This window comes from Ruegeria sp. BF12, assembly GCF_056538705.1.
In genome coordinates, this window is the sequence record NZ_JBQFTP010000006.1 from 154,261 (window position 1) to 169,710 (window position 15,450).

Sequence of the window (15,450 nt, forward strand, 5' to 3'; positions counted from 1 at the left end):
GATCAGAACCGCTCCAGCAAGCGTTTGAGGTATTCCAACTCGATCTGGGGGCGATCCGTTTCACCGGTACGGCGGCGGATTTCATCCAGCAATTCGCGCGCACGGCGATAGACGTCTTCGCCCTGCAGCAGGTTTTCATCGGTTGAGATTGACCCGTTCGCGCCCGGGCTGCGTCCCAGAGGGTCGCGGTTGTTGGCCTGCATATCGCCGTCCTGTGATCCCTGGCCCGGCTGGTTTTGCTGGTTTTGCGCCAGCGCTTCGCCCAATGAGCGCATACCTTCACGCAGGGCCTCCATCGCCTCGGATTGGCGGTCGATGGCTTCGGCCAGATCGTCACTTCGCAACGCCTCTTCGGCACCATCCATGGCCCGTCCCGCACGGTCCAGCGCGTCGCGTGCGGCATCACCTTCGGGGGTTCCGGCGCCAGGCAGACCTTGTTGCTGGCGGCTCAGCTCATCGCGCAAGGCCTGTTGGCGATCCGCCAGTGATCCCTGACCCTGCTGACCGCCACCGCCTTGTTCCGATCCCTGACCCTGATTGCCCTGTCCTTCATGGCTTTGCCCACGGCCCTGACCGCCCGAGCGCCCTTCGTTGCCCTGGCTTTCACCAGCCTGCGCACCGGGGTTGAACTGTTCCTGCAAGTCGCGGAACGCCTGATCGCTCAGACCCTGCTGTTCGCGCAGAGTTTCGGCCAACCCCTCCATCGCCTGCTGGCCTTCTGATTGCTGGCCCTGGCCCTGACCTTGGGTGACGCGCATGTTTTCCATCATCTGCTGGAACTCTTCCAGCGCCTGCTGCGCCTCGGCCATGCGACCCTGTTCCATCAGCTCTTGAATGCGGTCCATCATGCGTTGCAGATCATCCTGCGTCATCTGAATGGACTCGCCATTCTGGCCCTGTTGGTTCTCGTCGAATTCGCCGTTCTCCTGTGCCAGGCGCTGCAGTTGGCGCATATAGTCCTGCGTTGCCTCACGAAGTTCCTGCATCAGTTCGGCGATCTCTTCGTCACTTGCACCGTTCTTCATCGCTTCGGACAGACGTTCCTGCGCACGGCGCATCCGTTCAAGCGCATCCGCAAGCGTGCCGTCTTCGATCAGAACGCCAAGCTCCCACAGGGCTTCTGCGATCTCCGCCTGTTGCTCTGGCTTAAGGCCGTAGTCGTTGAACGTCTCCAACCGGCGCAGGATCACGCGCAGACGCAGATAGGCGGTATCGGAACGGAAAAGGTCTTCGGGCAGATGCGAAACCGCGCGCAGGATCTGAGCAACCCGAGTGGCGTTATCGCGCGTCCACAGAAGATCCCGGCGCTGTTCAATCACGGCCGCCGCCAGCGGGTCAAAGAAGCGACGTGCGGGCAGCGCGGTCATATAAGGTTCGGATTGCCCTTCCTGATCAGCGGCATCGCGAGTCAACAGGGTGATTTTTACAGGCAGATGCGCCCATGGGTGCTGAGAAAAGTCTTCGATCAGGTCCTCGCTGAAATCAGCCCGGTCGCCCGTAATGGGCATCGGCAGCTCGACCTCGATCACCTCGCGCGACTCAGGGGCGGTGGTCAGACCATAACGGCGGTCCACAGATGGCAGATCAAGCTCAATCAGTGCGGAACCGGACACAACGCCATAATCGTCGCTGGCGGCAAAGGGCAGTTTCATTTGTCCACCGGCTTCAGCCTCGGCCACACCGGCGACACCGACTTTAGGCGGCATATCCGCCATCACGTTCAGCGCCCAGTTGCGGCCGGATGGGCCATCGATCGTCAACTGCCCGGTCTGTTCGGCGACAAAGTCCTGTTCCGGCTGGGTCGCGCCATCAGTTCCCAGAGGCGTAATTGTTTCCGTCAGGCTGTGCGCGCCGACCTCGCCGTAGAACCGCAAAGTAATTCGGCTGCCTTGCGGGACCGTCAACGTCGGATCGGATTGATCAGCCAGATAGAGCGTCGGCAACCCGGTATATCTGGGTGGCTCGACCCAGCCTTCCCAGCTTGGCCCCTGCCCTGCCACTGCAGCGCCCGGAGTCATTTCAGCCACCGAACCAATCCGCCAGAACGAGCCGAACATCGCGGCGATCACCAACGCCAACAAAGCTGAATAGCGCAGTGCGTAAGGATCGCGACTGGCCAGCCGCAGGTCCGGTTTGACCGGTTCGGCCTTAGCGACACGCTGCGCCATTCGGTTCTGATGCGCATGCCACAATGCCACCGAATCCGCGTCCATCGCGCCGATGGCCTGTTCATCCATCAAGGCCTGAATGGGCCGCCCCGGAAGGGCCGCATCCAGCCGCATCAGCGCCTCGGCCCGCGTGGGGAAATGGAATCGCCTTGCGCCGACGAACAGCGCGGCGACCAAGCCCAACAGCGCCAACGCCCCGAAACCCCAAACGATTTCAACCCTGACTTCGTCCTGCAAGCCCAGCATCAAAGCCGCCAGAATTGCCATCAAAACCGAGAAAAACGGCCAAAATGCGCGCAAAACCTGCTCGGCCAGCATCCCTGCGTGCGTCAGCCACAGGGACAGTCTTGGGATCGGCAGGTTCTGTCTTGCGCTCAAGGCGGGCCTCCTGACCGGGCCCGCGCGCCTATCGCGTCAAAGCCACGTAGGTATGGTATCGCGGTTTATGATTTCGTCAAAGCTTGGGCGTTCACGAATAACTGCAAATTGATCCCCATGCACCAGAACCTCGGGGATCAGGGGGCGCGTGTTGTATTCGCTTGCCATCACCGCGCCATAGGCCCCGGCACTGCGGAAAGCGACCAGATCGCCTGGTTCCAGCGGTGGCATATTGCGTTGTTTGGCGAAGGTATCGCCGGTTTCGCAGACCGGACCCACAATGTCATAAGGCTGTTGTTCCGCGCCCGGTGCGGGTTCCTGCACGGCGACGATGTCGTGATGCGCCTCGTACATGGCAGGACGGATCAAGTCGTTCATCGCGCCGTCGAGGATCAGGAAATCGCGACCTTCGCCTGATTTCACATATATAACCTTGCTGACCATCAATCCGGCATTGCCGGCGATCAGACGGCCGGGTTCGATCTCGATCTCGCAATCCAGATGACCCAGCGTTTTCTTGATCAGCGCTCCGTACTCAACGGGCAGCGGCGGCGCATCATTCGAACGCGTGTAGGGAATCCCCAAACCGCCGCCCAGATCAAGTCGACGGATATTGTGCCCTTCTGAGCGCAGCTTTTCGGTCAGTTCGGCCACTTTGGTATAGGCCAGCTCGAACGGCTCCAGCTCAGTCAATTGTGAGCCGATATGGACGTCGATCCCGATCACTTCCAAACCCGGCAGGCTGGCAGCGTGGGCGTACACCTCGGACGCGCGGGCGATGGGGATGCCGAACTTGTTCTCGGACTTGCCGGTCGCGATCTTGGCGTGGGTCTTGGCATCCACGTCCGGGTTCACCCGCACGGTGATCGGGGCAACCACGCCCAGCTCCAAGGCAACGGCATTGATCACTTCCATCTCGGGCTCAGATTCCACGTTGAACTGGCGGATACCGCCAGTCAGCGCGGTGCGGATTTCGTCCGCCGTTTTGCCAACGCCCGAGAACACGATCTTTTCGCCAGGTACTCCGGCGGCCTTGGCGCGCAGGTATTCCCCACCCGACACCACATCCATCCCCGCGCCCGCCTGTGCGAGCGTTTTCAGGATCGCCTGATTGCTGGCCGCCTTCATCGCATAGCAGACAAGATGATCGGTGCCCTCCAGCGCATCGTCGAACAGCTGAAAGTGCCGCGACAACGTCGCGGTGGAATAGACATAGAACGGAGTTCCGACCGCGGCTGCGATTTCGGAAATCGGGACATCCTCGGCGTAAAGCGCGCCGTCGCGGTAGAGAAAGTGATCCATGACTGCGCGCTTAGACCAAAATGGCCTCGCGGATCAATGGATTCTGCGCGAGTCGCGGTGTTGCATCAGTTGGACGTTGAGACGCCAACGCGGCCATAGCCCGATACTTTGATGCCGGATCCGCTTGATGTGTCCGAAGGTTCAGGACTGGGTTTGTACGAAGGGTCGCAAGCCGCCAGAACAGCAAGGGAAAGAATCAGGCCGATGATTTTCATTTTTTGGTCTTCTTTTCAGAACTTGGCGCAACGCCGTTACGCCCGGTAAATGGGCATAACCACAGCGAAATGCAAATTTTCGATTACAGCCCCAGGAAAACGCCAAACCCGCCACGCTGCAGGCCCACGCCGACGCCGCCATAGGTGCCGCTGCTGCCGACACCGATATTGGCGCTCATCGAGGGCTGAATGGGTTCGCCATCCACACCGCACCCGGCCAGGGCAATCCCGGCCGAGATCAGAAGGACCACACGTAGTAATTGCATCACACCAGCGCCTTCCATCGCTCAATCTGGGCGCGGACCTGATCGGGTGCCGTGCCACCATAGGATTGGCGGGAGTTTACTGAATTTTCCACGGTAAGGACAGAATAGACATCATCGGTGATGTCCGCATGAACCGATTGCATGTCTTCCAGCGTCAGATCCGGCAGATCGCAGCCCTTGCTTTCGGCCATCGCCACCAATGATCCGGTGACATGGTGCGCATCGCGGAACGGCAGCCCCAGCACCCGCACCAGCCAGTCGGCCAGATCGGTCGCGGTCGAGAAACCCGAGCCCGCTGCCGCAGCAAGACTGTCGCGGTTGGCGGTCATGTCCTTAACCATGCCTTCCATCGCCGCCAGCGCCAGCATCCAGTTGTCGGCCGCATCAAAGACCTGTTCCTTGTCTTCCTGCATGTCCTTGGAATAGGCTAGCGGCAGGCCCTTCATTACCATCATCAGCGCGGTATTCGCACCGTAGATCCGGCCCACCTTGGCGCGGATCAGTTCCGCCGCATCGGGGTTTTTCTTCTGCGGCATGATCGACGACCCGGTTGAGAATCGATCGGATAGCGTCACAAACCGGAACTGGGCCGAGGACCAGATCACCAGTTCTTCGGCGAAGCGCGACAGGTGCACGGCACAGATCGAAGCCGTCGACAGGAACTCCAACGCAAAATCGCGGTCGCTGACCGCATCCAGCGAGTTCGCGGCGGGGCGGTCAAAGCCCAGCGCTTCGGCTGTCATCTGACGGTCGATTGGGAAAGACGTTCCGGCCAACGCCGCAGCACCCAACGGGGATTCGTTCATCCGAGCGCGAGCATCGCGGACGCGGCTCAGGTCACGACCAAACATCTCGACATAAGCCATCATGTGGTGGCCCCATGTCACCGGCTGCGCCGTCTGCAGGTGGGTAAAGCCAGGCATGACCCAATCGGCGCCTGCTTCGGCCTGCGCCAAAAGCGCGCGGATCAGGGCCAAAAGGCCTGATTCCGCCGCGTCCAACTGATCACGCACCCACAGTTTGAAATCGGTCGCAACCTGGTCATTCCGCGACCGACCTGTGTGCAAACGGCCTGCCGGCTCGCCAATGACCTCTTTTAGCCGCGCCTCGACATTCATATGGATGTCTTCCAGCGCGGTCGAAAACTGAAATTCTCCGTTCTGGATTTCTGACAAAACGGTGAGCAGCCCTTCCCGAATAGCCTGCGCATCACTATCAGTTATAACGCCTGTGGCCGCGAGCATGGCGGCATGGGCGCGCGAGCCTGCGATGTCCTGGGCTGCCATCCGCTGATCGAACCCGATCGAGGCATTGATCGCCTCCATGATCGCGTCTGGACCAGCGGCAAAGCGGCCGCCCCACATCTGGTTCGAGGATTGATCGGTCATGTTGGAAAACCCGGAGTTGATATGCGCCTATTTCGTCTGATCCCCCTTTATATGGCCCTTGCGCTGGGTGCAAACGCGGCTTTGGCCACGGATGCCGAAACTCTGGCCCCGCTGCGCGACGGCACACTGAAGCGGCTGATCCTGCACAAAGAGCCCAAACCCGTCGAAGCGGTAGATTTCCAGCTTGAAGATGATGGCGGCGTTGCGACGCTGGAGGATTACAAGGGTAAGTATGTCCTGCTGAACTTCTGGGCCACATGGTGCGCACCCTGCCGCAAGGAAATGCCTCAGATTGCGGAACTTCAGGAGGAATTCGGCGGCGACAAGTTCGAAGTTCTGACGCTGGCAACCGGGCGCAATTCGCCAGCCGGGATCAAGAAGTTCTTCGAGGAAAACGGCATCGACAACCTGCCGCGTCATCAGGACCCCAAATCGGCCGTCGCGCGGGAAATGGGTGTTATCGCCTTGCCCATCACGGTCATTCTGGACCCCGATGGCAATGAAATCGCACGCCTGATCGGCGACGCCGAGTGGAATTCGGACAGTGCCAAGGCAATCGTGGCGACCCTCGTGGGCGCTGAAAGCTAACCTACCAGCGAAACACGGCGAATGGTGGTATCCTCCTGGCGTTTTAACCAGGAGGATTTTTATGAGACGCTTGAGCGCTGTGGTCGTGCTGGCCAGCCTTTCTTTGATCGCTGCCGGATCTGCCGGGGCGAAAGATCTTCGCAAAGAAAATCAGTTTATGGAGGCTGTTGCCGGGAAAAAACTGGTCAGTGGCGACACCTGGCTGGTCATTACCCCTGACGGGAAAATTGACGGTGTTGGCCGCAACAATGCCAAGCGTACCGGTGCGTGGGTGTGGAACAAGAGGTTCTTTTGTCGAAACGTTGTGGTCGGTCAAAAGGCGTTTCCCCAAGACTGCCTGACAGTTTCGGTCGACGGCAACCAGATGCAGTTCAAAAGGAACAAGGGCAAAGGTGACGCCATTGTCTATACCGTCTCCAACTAAGGCGGCGGCACAGTTTCTTTTTTTGTGATACTCTGAAACCGGCCCCAACGGGCCGGTTTTCGTTTGCGACTTGAAGGAAGGGAGAGTGCGATGAAACCGGTAGTTCTGTTGATTGGGAAACTGCCCAATGTAATTGGAGATGTCGCGCGCCAACTGGATCACCTGCCGATTCAATGGCTTGGTGCGCACGATCAGGAAGAAGTCAGGCGACAATTGGACGAAGAACCACGCATTTCCTGTGCGATCATGGGCGCCGGACTTGACGACAAGGTCCGCGGAGAGATGGTGGGTATCATTGCGGCACGCAGGCCAGATATCTGCATCCACCTCAAGGATCGCGCCTCGGGCCCGGATGGGTTGGTGCCCTTTGTCCAGCGCGTTGTTCAGTATGAGATTTTGGACAGTCTCGAACATAGCTGACGCCACGCCACCTTTGACAGTTTGCCTGCTGCTTTGCACTCTGCCGGGCGGGAGGACGGAATGCCGCTTGAAATTCTATTGGTTCTGGTGGTCGGAGGTATCGCCGGGATAACAGTGATGTTGCATCTGACGGGCAAATCGCGCTTACGCGTGCTGACACCCGAAAGTGCGCGGTCGGAATGGCTGCGACACGCGCCCGATGACGCAGTCATCGACGTCACTGTTTCGCATGACGGTCATGCGGCATTGATCCGAACCGATGCCGGTAACGGGCTGCTGTGGTCTTTCGGCGCGGACACCGTCGCCCGGCACCTTCTGGATTTTGATTTGCTGGAGCATCCGCAAGGTTTTGAGGTTCAGTTCCACGAATTCGGAACGCCCAAAGCGATCATCCACCTCGACGAACTCGAACGCCGCCATTGGCAGCACCTGATGGAGCCCGCATGACGGACCAAGTGACTTTCCCGGACGCCGTGCAGTGGGCTGTCCCTTTCTTCATTGCTGCCATTCTGGCCGAGTTTCTGTGGATCGCCGTCAAAGGCAAAGGCGGGCGGTATGAGACGCGGGACGCCGTAACTTCTCTGATTATGGGCGCAGGCAACATCGCCTCGGGCTTTCTGCTGGGCTTTATCGCCTACGCGTTCTTCATGTGGCTATGGCAGATCACGCCTCTGAACCTGGGCACGTCGATCCCCGTCATCATCTTGTGCTTTGTACTGGACGATCTGCGCTATTACTGGGTGCATCGCTTTGGCCACCGGATCCGCTGGGTCTGGGCCAGCCATGTGAACCACCACAGTTCGCAGCATTACAACCTGACCACGGCGCTGCGGCAGACATGGACCTATACGTTCACATTCATGATGGTTGTCCGCGCGCCGTTGATTCTGTTGGGTTTTCACCCCGCGATGGTGCTATTCTGCGGTGGCCTGAACCTGATCTACCAGTTCTGGATCCACACCGAGGCCATTGGCAAGATGCCCCGCTGGTTCGAGGCTGTGATGAATACCCCCAGCCATCACCGCGCCCATCATGGTCGCAACGCCCGGTATCTGGACTGCAACTATGCCGGCGTGTTCATCATCTGGGACAAGATGTTCGGAACTTTTGTACCCGAACAGGAAGATGACCGCGTCGACTATGGCCTGGTACACAATATCGGCTCGTTCAACCCGCTGCGTGTGGCCTTCCACGAATGGGTCGGTATCTGGCATGATGCGACGCAGCCGGGTCTGACACTGCGTCAGCGGCTGGCCTATTGTTTTGCGCCTCCGGGCTACAGCCACGATGGCAGCAGGGACAATTCCAAGCAGATCAAAGCCAAGCATCTGGCCCGCCACCCCGAAGATCGCGGAACGCCCGGATTCGAGCAATGTGAGGCCAAACAGCCCAATACACAGGCAAAACAGGCCTGATCCCGCCGAGCCGTCCGACCCGATTCTTGAAATCCGGCCCTCACGCCCCATATCCACCCGATGTGCAAAGTGTGAGTAACCGGAGGCCCAGATGACCAGATTGACAACCCTGTCCACCGTTATGGGTCTGACTGGTATGGTGCTGGCCATGCTGACGGCTCTGGCCAGCGGCGCGGCTGCAATTGTCGCATTGGGCTTTGGCATGATGCTTTTAGGCTTCATGGGCGCAGTTGTCGGCGGGTTCGCCGCACTCGGACGAATTTGGGAAACATCCCGCTAATCCGACGCATCCACCTGCAACTGAGTTTGTCTTAACCGCAGATTCATACCTTTCCCCTGAAATCGTCACCGAACCGGCGACATATAGGGAAACGGGTTGCGCATGCGGAAAAAGGAACTGGCAGATTTGCCCGAAGGTGGGGACAGCCCGCTGAACGCGGCCGTCAAATCCCGCGACGCATCCACAGTCGATATGGCGACCGAGGCCGTAAAGCACAAACAGTGCAAACTGGCCTTCCAACCGGTCATGCAAGCCAACGCTCCACATGAGGTCGCCTTTTATGAGGGCTTCATACGCGTTCTCGACGAAACCGGTCGGGTCATCCCCGCGCGTGAGTTCATGCCGCAGCTGGAAAATACGCCCATCGGTCGCGAGCTGGACTGCGTAGCGCTTGAAATGGGTCTCCGCACACTCACCAAAAACCCGGACATTCGCCTGTCGATCAACATGTCTGCCCGCTCGATCGGGTATGCCCGCTGGTCGCGGGTTCTGGAACGGTTTCTGAAAAAGGACGCCGGAATAGGCGAAAGGCTTATTTTGGAAATCTCGGAAAGTTCGGCCATGACGGTGCCGGAATTGGTTATCGATTTCATGGATCGCCTGCAGCCGCGCGGCATCGCCTTTGCTCTGGACGACTTTGGCGCCAGCAATTTCAGCTTTCGCCACTTCCGCGAGTTTTTCTTTGATGCCGCCAAGATCGACGGCCAGTTCATCCACGGTATCAGCGAAAACCCGGACAATCAGGCTCTGGTCCGGGCTCTGATCGCCGTAGCGCGCGAATTCGAAATTCTTGTCACCGCCGAATCAGTCGAATCCCGACAGGATGCCGAATTCCTGATCGCCAACGGTGTAGACTGCCTGCAGGGCTTCCTGTTCGGCGCCCCAACTGTATCTGCCCCGTGGAAGGCGGAAAACCGCAAGCGTACAGCCAGTTAGAGTGAATTTCCCGGTCCACAACCCGCCTGAGACAAGCTGACCGTTGCTGCAACTGCAGCGTTGCGTTATTCCATGAGGAGTTGGAGCGGGGAACATGAGGCGCTCTTGCTATCACAGGGCTCTCTCTGTGCGATCCGCGCCGTCGAATATCCCGCAGGACCTTGACGGTAAAGGATTGTCTAAATGACCAACGTAGTAATCGCATCCGCCGCGCGTACCGGTGTCGGCAGCTTTGGCGGCTCGTTTGCAAACACACCCGCGCATGATCTGGGCGCCGCCGTGCTGGAGGCCGTGGTCGAACGCGCAGGCGTGGACAAGGGCGAAGTCAGCGAAACCATTATGGGCCAGGTGCTGACGGCCGCTCAGGGTCAGAACCCCGCCCGTCAGGCACATATCAATGCAGGTCTGCCGCAGGAAAGCGCGGCCTGGGGCATCAATCAGGTTTGCGGTTCGGGTCTGCGCGCTGTGGCTTTGGGCGCACAGCACATCCAGTTAGGCGATGCCGACATCGTCGCTGCGGGCGGTCAGGAAAACATGACGCTCTCGCCCCATGCCGCTGCTCTGCGCGCGGGTCACAAGATGGGCGACATGAAGTACATCGACACGATGATCCGCGACGGTTTGTGGGATGCATTCAACGGCTATCACATGGGCCAGACCGCCGAGAACGTCGCCGAGAAGTGGCAGATCAGCCGCGACATGCAGGACGAATTCGCCGTTGCATCGCAGAACAAAGCCGAAGCCGCACAAAAAGCCGGCAAATTCGCAGATGAGATCGTGCCCTTCACCATCAAAACCCGCAAGGGCGACATCGTGATGGACAGCGACGAATACATCCGCCACGGCGCGACCATCGAAGCAATGGGTAAACTGCGTCCGGCCTTCGCCAAGGACGGCTCGGTCACGGCCGCAAACGCTTCTGGCCTGAACGACGGCGCCGCGGCAACTTTGCTGATGTCCGCCGAGAACGCTGAAAAGCGCGGTATTGAACCTCTGGCCCGCATCGCATCTTACGCCACCGCCGGTCTGGACCCGTCGATTATGGGTGTTGGCCCGATCTACGCGTCGCGCAAAGCGCTGGAAAAAGCAGGTTGGTCGGTTGACGATCTGGATCTGGTTGAAGCCAACGAAGCCTTTGCAGCACAGGCCTGTGCTGTGAACAAGGACATGGGCTGGGACCCGTCGATCGTGAACGTGAACGGCGGCGCTATCGCCATCGGTCACCCGATTGGTGCTTCGGGTTGCCGCGTTCTGAACACGCTTCTGTTCGAAATGAAGCGCCGCGACGCTAAGAAAGGTCTGGCGACCCTCTGCATCGGTGGCGGCATGGGCGTTGCCCTGTGCGTGGAGCGCGACTAAGTGCTTTGACAACCAAATAGAAAAGGGCGTCCGCTGGGCGCCCTTTTTTGTTACATTGGGGTTCCACCCCTTAGATGCGACGATATTGCTAACTGGAATTTTTAGATTCATGACGAAACAATATTGCGCACGATCACCTCTCAAAGTAACAGCATTACCAAGACGACTTAAATTGGAGGATTCCTAAATGGCACGTACAGCACTCGTTACCGGCGGCTCCCGGGGCATCGGCGCAGCAATTTCCAAGGCGCTCAAGGCCGAAGGGTACAACGTTGCAGCCACCTATGCGGGGAACGACGAAGCCGCCGCGAAGTTCACCGAAGAGACCGGCATCGCGACCTACAAGTGGAACGTCGCCGACTATGACGAGTCCAAGGCCGGAATCGAAAAGGTTGAGGCCGAGGTGGGCCCGATCGACATCGTCGTGGCAAATGCCGGCATCACACGCGACGCGCCGTTCCACAAGATGACACCGGAACAGTGGCATCAGGTGATCGACACCAACCTGACCGGCGTGTTCAACACCGTGCACCCCGTCTGGAACGGCATGCGCGAGCGTAAGTTTGGCCGCGTCATCGTCATCAGCTCGATCAACGGTCAGAAAGGCCAGTTCGCGCAGGTGAACTATGCCGCGACCAAAGCGGGCGATCTGGGCATCGTGAAATCGCTGGCGCAGGAAGGTGCGCGTGCAGGCATCACCGCAAACGCCATCTGCCCCGGCTACATCGCGACCGAGATGGTCATGGCGGTTCCGGAAAAAGTCCGCGAATCCATCATCGGCCAAATCCCGGCTGGCCGTTTGGGTGAGCCGGAAGAAATCGCCCGCTGTGTGGCGTTCCTGGCGTCCGATGATTCTCAGTTCATCAACGGTTCGACGATCTCGGCCAACGGCGCGCAGTTCTTCGTCTGATCCAAGGCGCAGTAAAGACAACGGGCCGGTCCTTGCGGACCGGCCCTTTTTTATCCCGTAAGAACGCGCGCGCTGCGCTCAGCGGGAACCGAAAAGCCAATTCAGGGCTTGTTTGATCATCTTTCCGCGTTCGGCATGGGCCCGCTGAAAGGCGCGGGCGGCGGCTGGGTTGGTCGTCATCTCGATCATCGCAGTCCTCCTTTCAGTTCAGCTTTGTTTGACTTGCACCCAATATGAAGCTTATCAATTAAGGCGGCAAACGAGCTTTTTTCCGACTTCAGTTAAGAAAAATTTACGCAACATGAGCGACTATCTCCCCCCTCTTACCGCCTTGCGCGCCTTTGATGCCGCTGCGCGCCATATGTCCTTTGCCAAGGCTGCGGAAGAGCTGCACGTAACCCCCGCCGCACTTTCATTCCAGATCAAATCGCTTGAGGAACATCTAGGCCGCCCTTTGTTTCGTCGCCTGAATCGGGCGGTGGAATTGACCGAAGCCGGCCGCGCCCTTGCCCCCGGAGCAGCAGAGGGTTTCGGCGCGCTGCAGACGGCCTGGCAAGCCGCAAGGCGTCAGGGCAACGACACCAGCCTGACCGTTACCGCAGGGCCTGCGCTAACGGCGAAGTGGCTGGCTCCGCGTCTGTATGAGTTTGCGAGGGCGCATCCCGAGATCGACCTCAAGTTCTCGGCAACGTTGCGAATCATGGACCTTGAACGGGACGATGTGGATGTCGCCATCCGGTTCGGCTATGGCGGCGATGAGGGGCTGTATTCCCTTCCGGTCCGCAAAGAGTGGCTGACCCCTGTGATGACCCCGGAACTTGCCGCCCAGTTCCCAACTCCGGAGAGCCTGAAAGAAGCCCCCCTGATCTTTGACGATTCGATCGCTTTCCTGCAGCCCCCCAGCGACTGGCCAACTTGGTTCCGGGCCGTGGGGGTGGACTTTGCGCCCACGCACGGTGCGCATTTCTCGAACGCGGATCATGCCATTGACGCCGCTGTCGCAGGCGTTGGGGCGGTGCTGGGCCGTCGGGCGATGATCATCAAGGACTTGACCGAAGGTCGCCTTGTCGCCCCCTTCAAAACGGCTATCGAAACGCAGGGCCGGTTTCGCTTTCTGTGCCTGCCGGGTGCGGAAAACCGGCCACAGATCGCGGCATTCCGTAACTGGTTCATGTCCGAGATTGAAAAGACCGCACATATCTCGGATGAGTTCGACATTATCCCGGTGGAACAGGTTCCGGCCCCATGACCAGAACGCGCGCTACCGCCATCGGATTTGTCGCCGTTTTGCTGTGGTCTCTGCTGGCGCTGTTTACTGTTGGTTCCTCGCCAACGCCGCCGCTGTTGTTGAATGCCATCTGCTTCTCAATCGGAGGCACACTGGGTCTGATTTGGACCTGGAATACCGGCGGCCTGCGCAAGTTGCGCGAGGTTCCGTGGACCACCTATCTGTTTGGCACTGTTGGCCTGTTTGGATACCACGCGCTGTATTTTTCTGCGCTGCGAATGGCTCCGGCAGCTGAGGCCGGATTGATCGCCTATCTCTGGCCCCTGTTGATCGTGCTGTTTTCGGGGCTACTGCCGGGAGAGCACTTGCGCATCGGACATTTGATCGGCGCATGCCTGGGTTTCGCCGGAGCTGCCGTAATCATCGCCGGTGGCGGCACAGGGTTTCAGATCCAGCATCTGCCGGGATATGCGTTGGCCTTGCTGTGCGCCCTAACGTGGTCTGGCTACTCGGTCCTGTCGCGCCGTCTGGGCGATACACCGACCAGCTCTGTAGCTGTATTCTGCATTGCCACGGCAGTCGCATCCGGTGCACTACACCTTGCCATCGAAGACACCGTATGGCCCGACAGCGCCTTCGGCTGGGCATCGGTCATTGCATTGGGGCTGGGGCCTGTTGGGCTGGCGTTCTATGTCTGGGATATCGGGGTAAAGCAGGGTGACATACAGGTCTTGGGCACGGCTTCTTACGCGGCACCCCTGTTGTCTACGCTTGCTTTGGTTTTGGCCGGGATCGCCGCCCCGTCGTGGGGTCTGGCGATCGCGGCCTTATTGATAACTGGCGGCGCGGCGATTGCCGCGCGGGCTAGTATGGAACGCTAGTTAGACAGGCGCTCGATCTCTTCCTTCAGCTTTAGTTTTTGCTTTTTGAGTTGAGCGATATGGAGATCATCGATGCCTGGCGAGCGTTGGGCTTGTTCAACTTCAAGACCGAGATTTTCGTGCTTTTTCTTCAGTTCGGTCAGGTGTGCGCTCACGCTCATGGCGATACTCCTTTGTTGGTGTCTGAGTTTCACGTAGGAAGTTGACCACATCGTTTCCACCCTGTCACGCCGCAGACGCACAGAATCTGTTATAAATCCGACAATTTCGGCTGGTTAATGCCTATTGGTTGAAAAAACCGGGTAACGCTGCCCCCTCACGTAGTACAGCCGATACCCGTGGCGCATAGCTTTCGCCGTCTTTTTCATGCCGGTCCCCGCTGTGCAAAATCAACGGCGCGTGCAACTGAAACGCCGCTTTTCCCCCTTTTTTGGCGCGTAAAATCACCAATTCAGCCTTTCGACCGGTCCGGGCAGCAAGAGGCAAGACCTCGACCGACCCCAAGCGCCCGTCGCATGCTGTTATCATATCGGGCAGACGGTCGGCTTTTTGAATCATGTGCAGATACCCACGCGGCGCGAGACGTTTGGCCGCAGCGTCGAACCACTGACCCAGCGGCGTTTGTTCGCCCAAAGCAACACTGCGCCCTGTGTCAGAGGCTGAACTGTGCGCCCCCGCACGATAATAGGGGGGGTTGGCAATCACATGGTCGAATTGCCGCTGTTTGAGGTCTGCAGGCAGGGCACTAAGGTTCGCCTCGACCACCTCCAGATGTGCTGTATTCTCAGCAGCGTTTCGACGCGCCAGATCGGCATAGTCCTCCTGAAGTTCGACCCCGACACCATGCAGCCCCGGAACGCGGGCCATCAGGCACAGGATTGCGGCACCGGCACCACAGCCCAGCTCCAGTATGGTGTGACCACGTGTCGCCGGGACCGCAGCCGCCAGCAAGACCGGATCGACTCCGGCACGATATCCCGATCGCGGCTGCAGCAGTCGGACGCGCCCGCCCAAAAAGTCGTTTCGGGTCAGTTCATTGTCGGAAAACAGGCTCATCTGCCCAACGGGATGTCGTTGTCGCGCATCACCCTTTCCGCGCGGGTCAAGTCATCCGCTCGCACCATCAGGCGCCGCGGGAAGATTCCGATGCCTCCTTCGAGGATGCTCATATTTACGTCCATCTGAAAGCAGTCTATATCCTCGCCTTCAAGAAGGGCGGATGCAAAGGCCAGGATCGTCGGATCGGTGCTGCGCAAAAGTTCTTTCATGGGGATGGATGTAAGGGCAAGGTG

At 59.1% G+C, this 15,450-nt stretch carries 19 protein-coding genes; 11 read left to right on the top strand and 8 right to left on the bottom strand.

The window, feature by feature from the left end; translation table 11 throughout:
* Window positions 1-2 precede the first annotated feature (2 nt).
* The 5 genes from ACR0J0_RS11835 to argH form a co-directional block, all read right to left on the bottom strand.
* Window positions 3-2,546, bottom strand: coding sequence for a TIGR02302 family protein (locus tag ACR0J0_RS11835; protein WP_480664175.1), 2,544 nt, complete (start codon window positions 2,544-2,546; stop codon window positions 3-5).
* Window positions 2,547-2,582: 36 nt separating this feature from the next.
* Complete coding sequence (lysA, locus tag ACR0J0_RS11840; protein WP_480664177.1) at window positions 2,583-3,848, bottom strand: diaminopimelate decarboxylase; 1,266 nt, start codon at window positions 3,846-3,848, stop codon at window positions 2,583-2,585.
* A gap of 65 nt (window positions 3,849-3,913) precedes the next feature.
* Window positions 3,914-4,063: a hypothetical protein gene (locus ACR0J0_RS11845; protein ID WP_480664179.1), complete on the bottom strand. Its 150-nt coding sequence runs from the start codon at window positions 4,061-4,063 to the stop codon at window positions 3,914-3,916.
* Between the two features lie 83 nt (window positions 4,064-4,146).
* Complete coding sequence (locus ACR0J0_RS11850) at window positions 4,147-4,329, bottom strand: argininosuccinate lyase (RefSeq protein WP_480664181.1); 183 nt, start codon at window positions 4,327-4,329, stop codon at window positions 4,147-4,149.
* Window positions 4,329-5,717: an argininosuccinate lyase gene (gene argH, locus ACR0J0_RS11855; RefSeq protein ID WP_480664183.1), complete on the bottom strand. Its 1,389-nt coding sequence runs from the start codon at window positions 5,715-5,717 to the stop codon at window positions 4,329-4,331. Before argH ends, ACR0J0_RS11850 begins: the two co-directional genes overlap by 1 nt.
* Window positions 5,718-5,738: 21 nt before the next feature.
* On the opposite strand from argH, the gene ACR0J0_RS11860 reads away from it, so the two are divergent.
* From ACR0J0_RS11860 to yddG, 11 genes are all read left to right on the top strand, one after another.
* Window positions 5,739-6,305 (top strand): TlpA disulfide reductase family protein, encoded by a 567-nt coding sequence (locus ACR0J0_RS11860; protein WP_480664185.1) that lies wholly within the window; start codon window positions 5,739-5,741, stop codon window positions 6,303-6,305.
* A gap of 61 nt (window positions 6,306-6,366) precedes the next feature.
* Window positions 6,367-6,729 (top strand): hypothetical protein, encoded by a 363-nt coding sequence (locus ACR0J0_RS11865; protein WP_480664188.1) that lies wholly within the window; start codon window positions 6,367-6,369, stop codon window positions 6,727-6,729.
* 90 nt (window positions 6,730-6,819) lie between these two features.
* The gene (locus tag ACR0J0_RS11870; RefSeq protein ID WP_239339030.1) at window positions 6,820-7,149 is read left to right on the top strand and encodes a hypothetical protein; all 330 of its coding nucleotides are present in this window, start codon (window positions 6,820-6,822) and stop codon (window positions 7,147-7,149) included.
* 60 nt (window positions 7,150-7,209) lie between these two features.
* The gene (locus tag ACR0J0_RS11875) at window positions 7,210-7,596 is read left to right on the top strand and encodes a hypothetical protein (RefSeq protein WP_480664190.1); all 387 of its coding nucleotides are present in this window, start codon (window positions 7,210-7,212) and stop codon (window positions 7,594-7,596) included.
* Complete coding sequence (locus tag ACR0J0_RS11880; protein ID WP_480664192.1) at window positions 7,593-8,564, top strand: sterol desaturase family protein; 972 nt, start codon at window positions 7,593-7,595, stop codon at window positions 8,562-8,564. Before ACR0J0_RS11875 ends, ACR0J0_RS11880 begins: the two co-directional genes overlap by 4 nt.
* Before the next feature lie 91 nt (window positions 8,565-8,655).
* Complete coding sequence (locus ACR0J0_RS11885; RefSeq protein ID WP_480664193.1) at window positions 8,656-8,844, top strand: hypothetical protein; 189 nt, start codon at window positions 8,656-8,658, stop codon at window positions 8,842-8,844.
* A 102-nt stretch (window positions 8,845-8,946) separates the two neighbouring features.
* On the top strand, window positions 8,947-9,780 hold the full coding sequence (locus tag ACR0J0_RS11890) for an EAL domain-containing protein (protein ID WP_480664195.1): 834 nt from the start codon (window positions 8,947-8,949) through the stop codon (window positions 9,778-9,780).
* Between the two features lie 183 nt (window positions 9,781-9,963).
* Complete coding sequence (locus tag ACR0J0_RS11895) at window positions 9,964-11,139, top strand: acetyl-CoA C-acetyltransferase (protein ID WP_480664197.1); 1,176 nt, start codon at window positions 9,964-9,966, stop codon at window positions 11,137-11,139.
* Window positions 11,140-11,326: 187 nt separating this feature from the next.
* Window positions 11,327-12,049: an acetoacetyl-CoA reductase gene (gene phbB / locus ACR0J0_RS11900; protein WP_155149791.1), complete on the top strand. Its 723-nt coding sequence runs from the start codon at window positions 11,327-11,329 to the stop codon at window positions 12,047-12,049.
* A gap of 301 nt (window positions 12,050-12,350) precedes the next feature.
* A complete protein-coding gene (locus tag ACR0J0_RS11905) occupies window positions 12,351-13,298 on the top strand; it encodes a transcriptional regulator GcvA (protein ID WP_480664199.1) in 948 nt (315 codons plus the stop codon).
* Entirely contained in the window at window positions 13,295-14,158 is an 864-nt protein-coding gene (gene yddG / locus ACR0J0_RS11910) for an aromatic amino acid exporter YddG (RefSeq protein ID WP_480664201.1), read from the top strand. The genes ACR0J0_RS11905 and yddG overlap by 4 nt, the downstream gene beginning before the upstream one ends.
* Here yddG and ACR0J0_RS11915 read toward each other — a convergent pair.
* The 3 genes from ACR0J0_RS11915 to ACR0J0_RS11925 form a co-directional block, all read right to left on the bottom strand.
* Window positions 14,155-14,319 carry a YdcH family protein gene (locus ACR0J0_RS11915; protein ID WP_170742008.1) on the bottom strand — a complete coding sequence of 55 codons (165 nt, stop codon included), beginning with the start codon at window positions 14,317-14,319 and terminating at the stop codon, window positions 14,155-14,157. The genes yddG and ACR0J0_RS11915 overlap by 4 nt on opposite strands.
* A gap of 121 nt (window positions 14,320-14,440) precedes the next feature.
* On the bottom strand, window positions 14,441-15,214 hold the full coding sequence (locus tag ACR0J0_RS11920) for a tRNA1(Val) (adenine(37)-N6)-methyltransferase (protein WP_480664203.1): 774 nt from the start codon (window positions 15,212-15,214) through the stop codon (window positions 14,441-14,443).
* Window positions 15,211-15,426, bottom strand: a complete 216-nt coding sequence (locus ACR0J0_RS11925) for a putative signal transducing protein (protein WP_170387439.1) — start codon at window positions 15,424-15,426, stop codon at window positions 15,211-15,213. Before ACR0J0_RS11925 ends, ACR0J0_RS11920 begins: the two co-directional genes overlap by 4 nt.
* Window positions 15,427-15,450: the final 24 nt, after the last annotated feature.

What these genes read in the sequence shown, in the direction of transcription:
- lysA (WP_480664177.1), bottom strand. Translation starts at nt 3,848, where the DNA reads ATGGATCACTTTCTCTACCGCGACGGCGCGCTTTACGCCGAGGATGTC.
- ACR0J0_RS11845 (WP_480664179.1), bottom strand. Translation starts at nt 4,063, where the DNA reads ATGAAAATCATCGGCCTGATTCTTTCCCTTGCTGTTCTGGCGGCTTGC.
- ACR0J0_RS11850 (WP_480664181.1), bottom strand. Translation starts at nt 4,329, where the DNA reads ATGCAATTACTACGTGTGGTCCTTCTGATCTCGGCCGGGATTGCCCTG.
- argH (WP_480664183.1), bottom strand. Translation starts at nt 5,717, where the DNA reads ATGACCGATCAATCCTCGAACCAGATGTGGGGCGGCCGCTTTGCCGCT.
- ACR0J0_RS11860 (WP_480664185.1), top strand. Translation starts at nt 5,739, where the DNA reads ATGCGCCTATTTCGTCTGATCCCCCTTTATATGGCCCTTGCGCTGGGT.
- ACR0J0_RS11865 (WP_480664188.1), top strand. Translation starts at nt 6,367, where the DNA reads ATGAGACGCTTGAGCGCTGTGGTCGTGCTGGCCAGCCTTTCTTTGATC.
- ACR0J0_RS11870 (WP_239339030.1), top strand. Translation starts at nt 6,820, where the DNA reads ATGAAACCGGTAGTTCTGTTGATTGGGAAACTGCCCAATGTAATTGGA.
- ACR0J0_RS11875 (WP_480664190.1), top strand. Translation starts at nt 7,210, where the DNA reads ATGCCGCTTGAAATTCTATTGGTTCTGGTGGTCGGAGGTATCGCCGGG.
- ACR0J0_RS11880 (WP_480664192.1), top strand. Translation starts at nt 7,593, where the DNA reads ATGACGGACCAAGTGACTTTCCCGGACGCCGTGCAGTGGGCTGTCCCT.
- ACR0J0_RS11885 (WP_480664193.1), top strand. Translation starts at nt 8,656, where the DNA reads ATGACCAGATTGACAACCCTGTCCACCGTTATGGGTCTGACTGGTATG.
- ACR0J0_RS11890 (WP_480664195.1), top strand. Translation starts at nt 8,947, where the DNA reads ATGCGGAAAAAGGAACTGGCAGATTTGCCCGAAGGTGGGGACAGCCCG.
- ACR0J0_RS11895 (WP_480664197.1), top strand. Translation starts at nt 9,964, where the DNA reads ATGACCAACGTAGTAATCGCATCCGCCGCGCGTACCGGTGTCGGCAGC.
- phbB (WP_155149791.1), top strand. Translation starts at nt 11,327, where the DNA reads ATGGCACGTACAGCACTCGTTACCGGCGGCTCCCGGGGCATCGGCGCA.
- ACR0J0_RS11905 (WP_480664199.1), top strand. Translation starts at nt 12,351, where the DNA reads ATGAGCGACTATCTCCCCCCTCTTACCGCCTTGCGCGCCTTTGATGCC.
- yddG (WP_480664201.1), top strand. Translation starts at nt 13,295, where the DNA reads ATGACCAGAACGCGCGCTACCGCCATCGGATTTGTCGCCGTTTTGCTG.
- ACR0J0_RS11915 (WP_170742008.1), bottom strand. Translation starts at nt 14,319, where the DNA reads ATGAGCGTGAGCGCACACCTGACCGAACTGAAGAAAAAGCACGAAAAT.
- ACR0J0_RS11920 (WP_480664203.1), bottom strand. Translation starts at nt 15,214, where the DNA reads ATGAGCCTGTTTTCCGACAATGAACTGACCCGAAACGACTTTTTGGGC.
- ACR0J0_RS11925 (WP_170387439.1), bottom strand. Translation starts at nt 15,426, where the DNA reads ATGAAAGAACTTTTGCGCAGCACCGATCCGACGATCCTGGCCTTTGCA.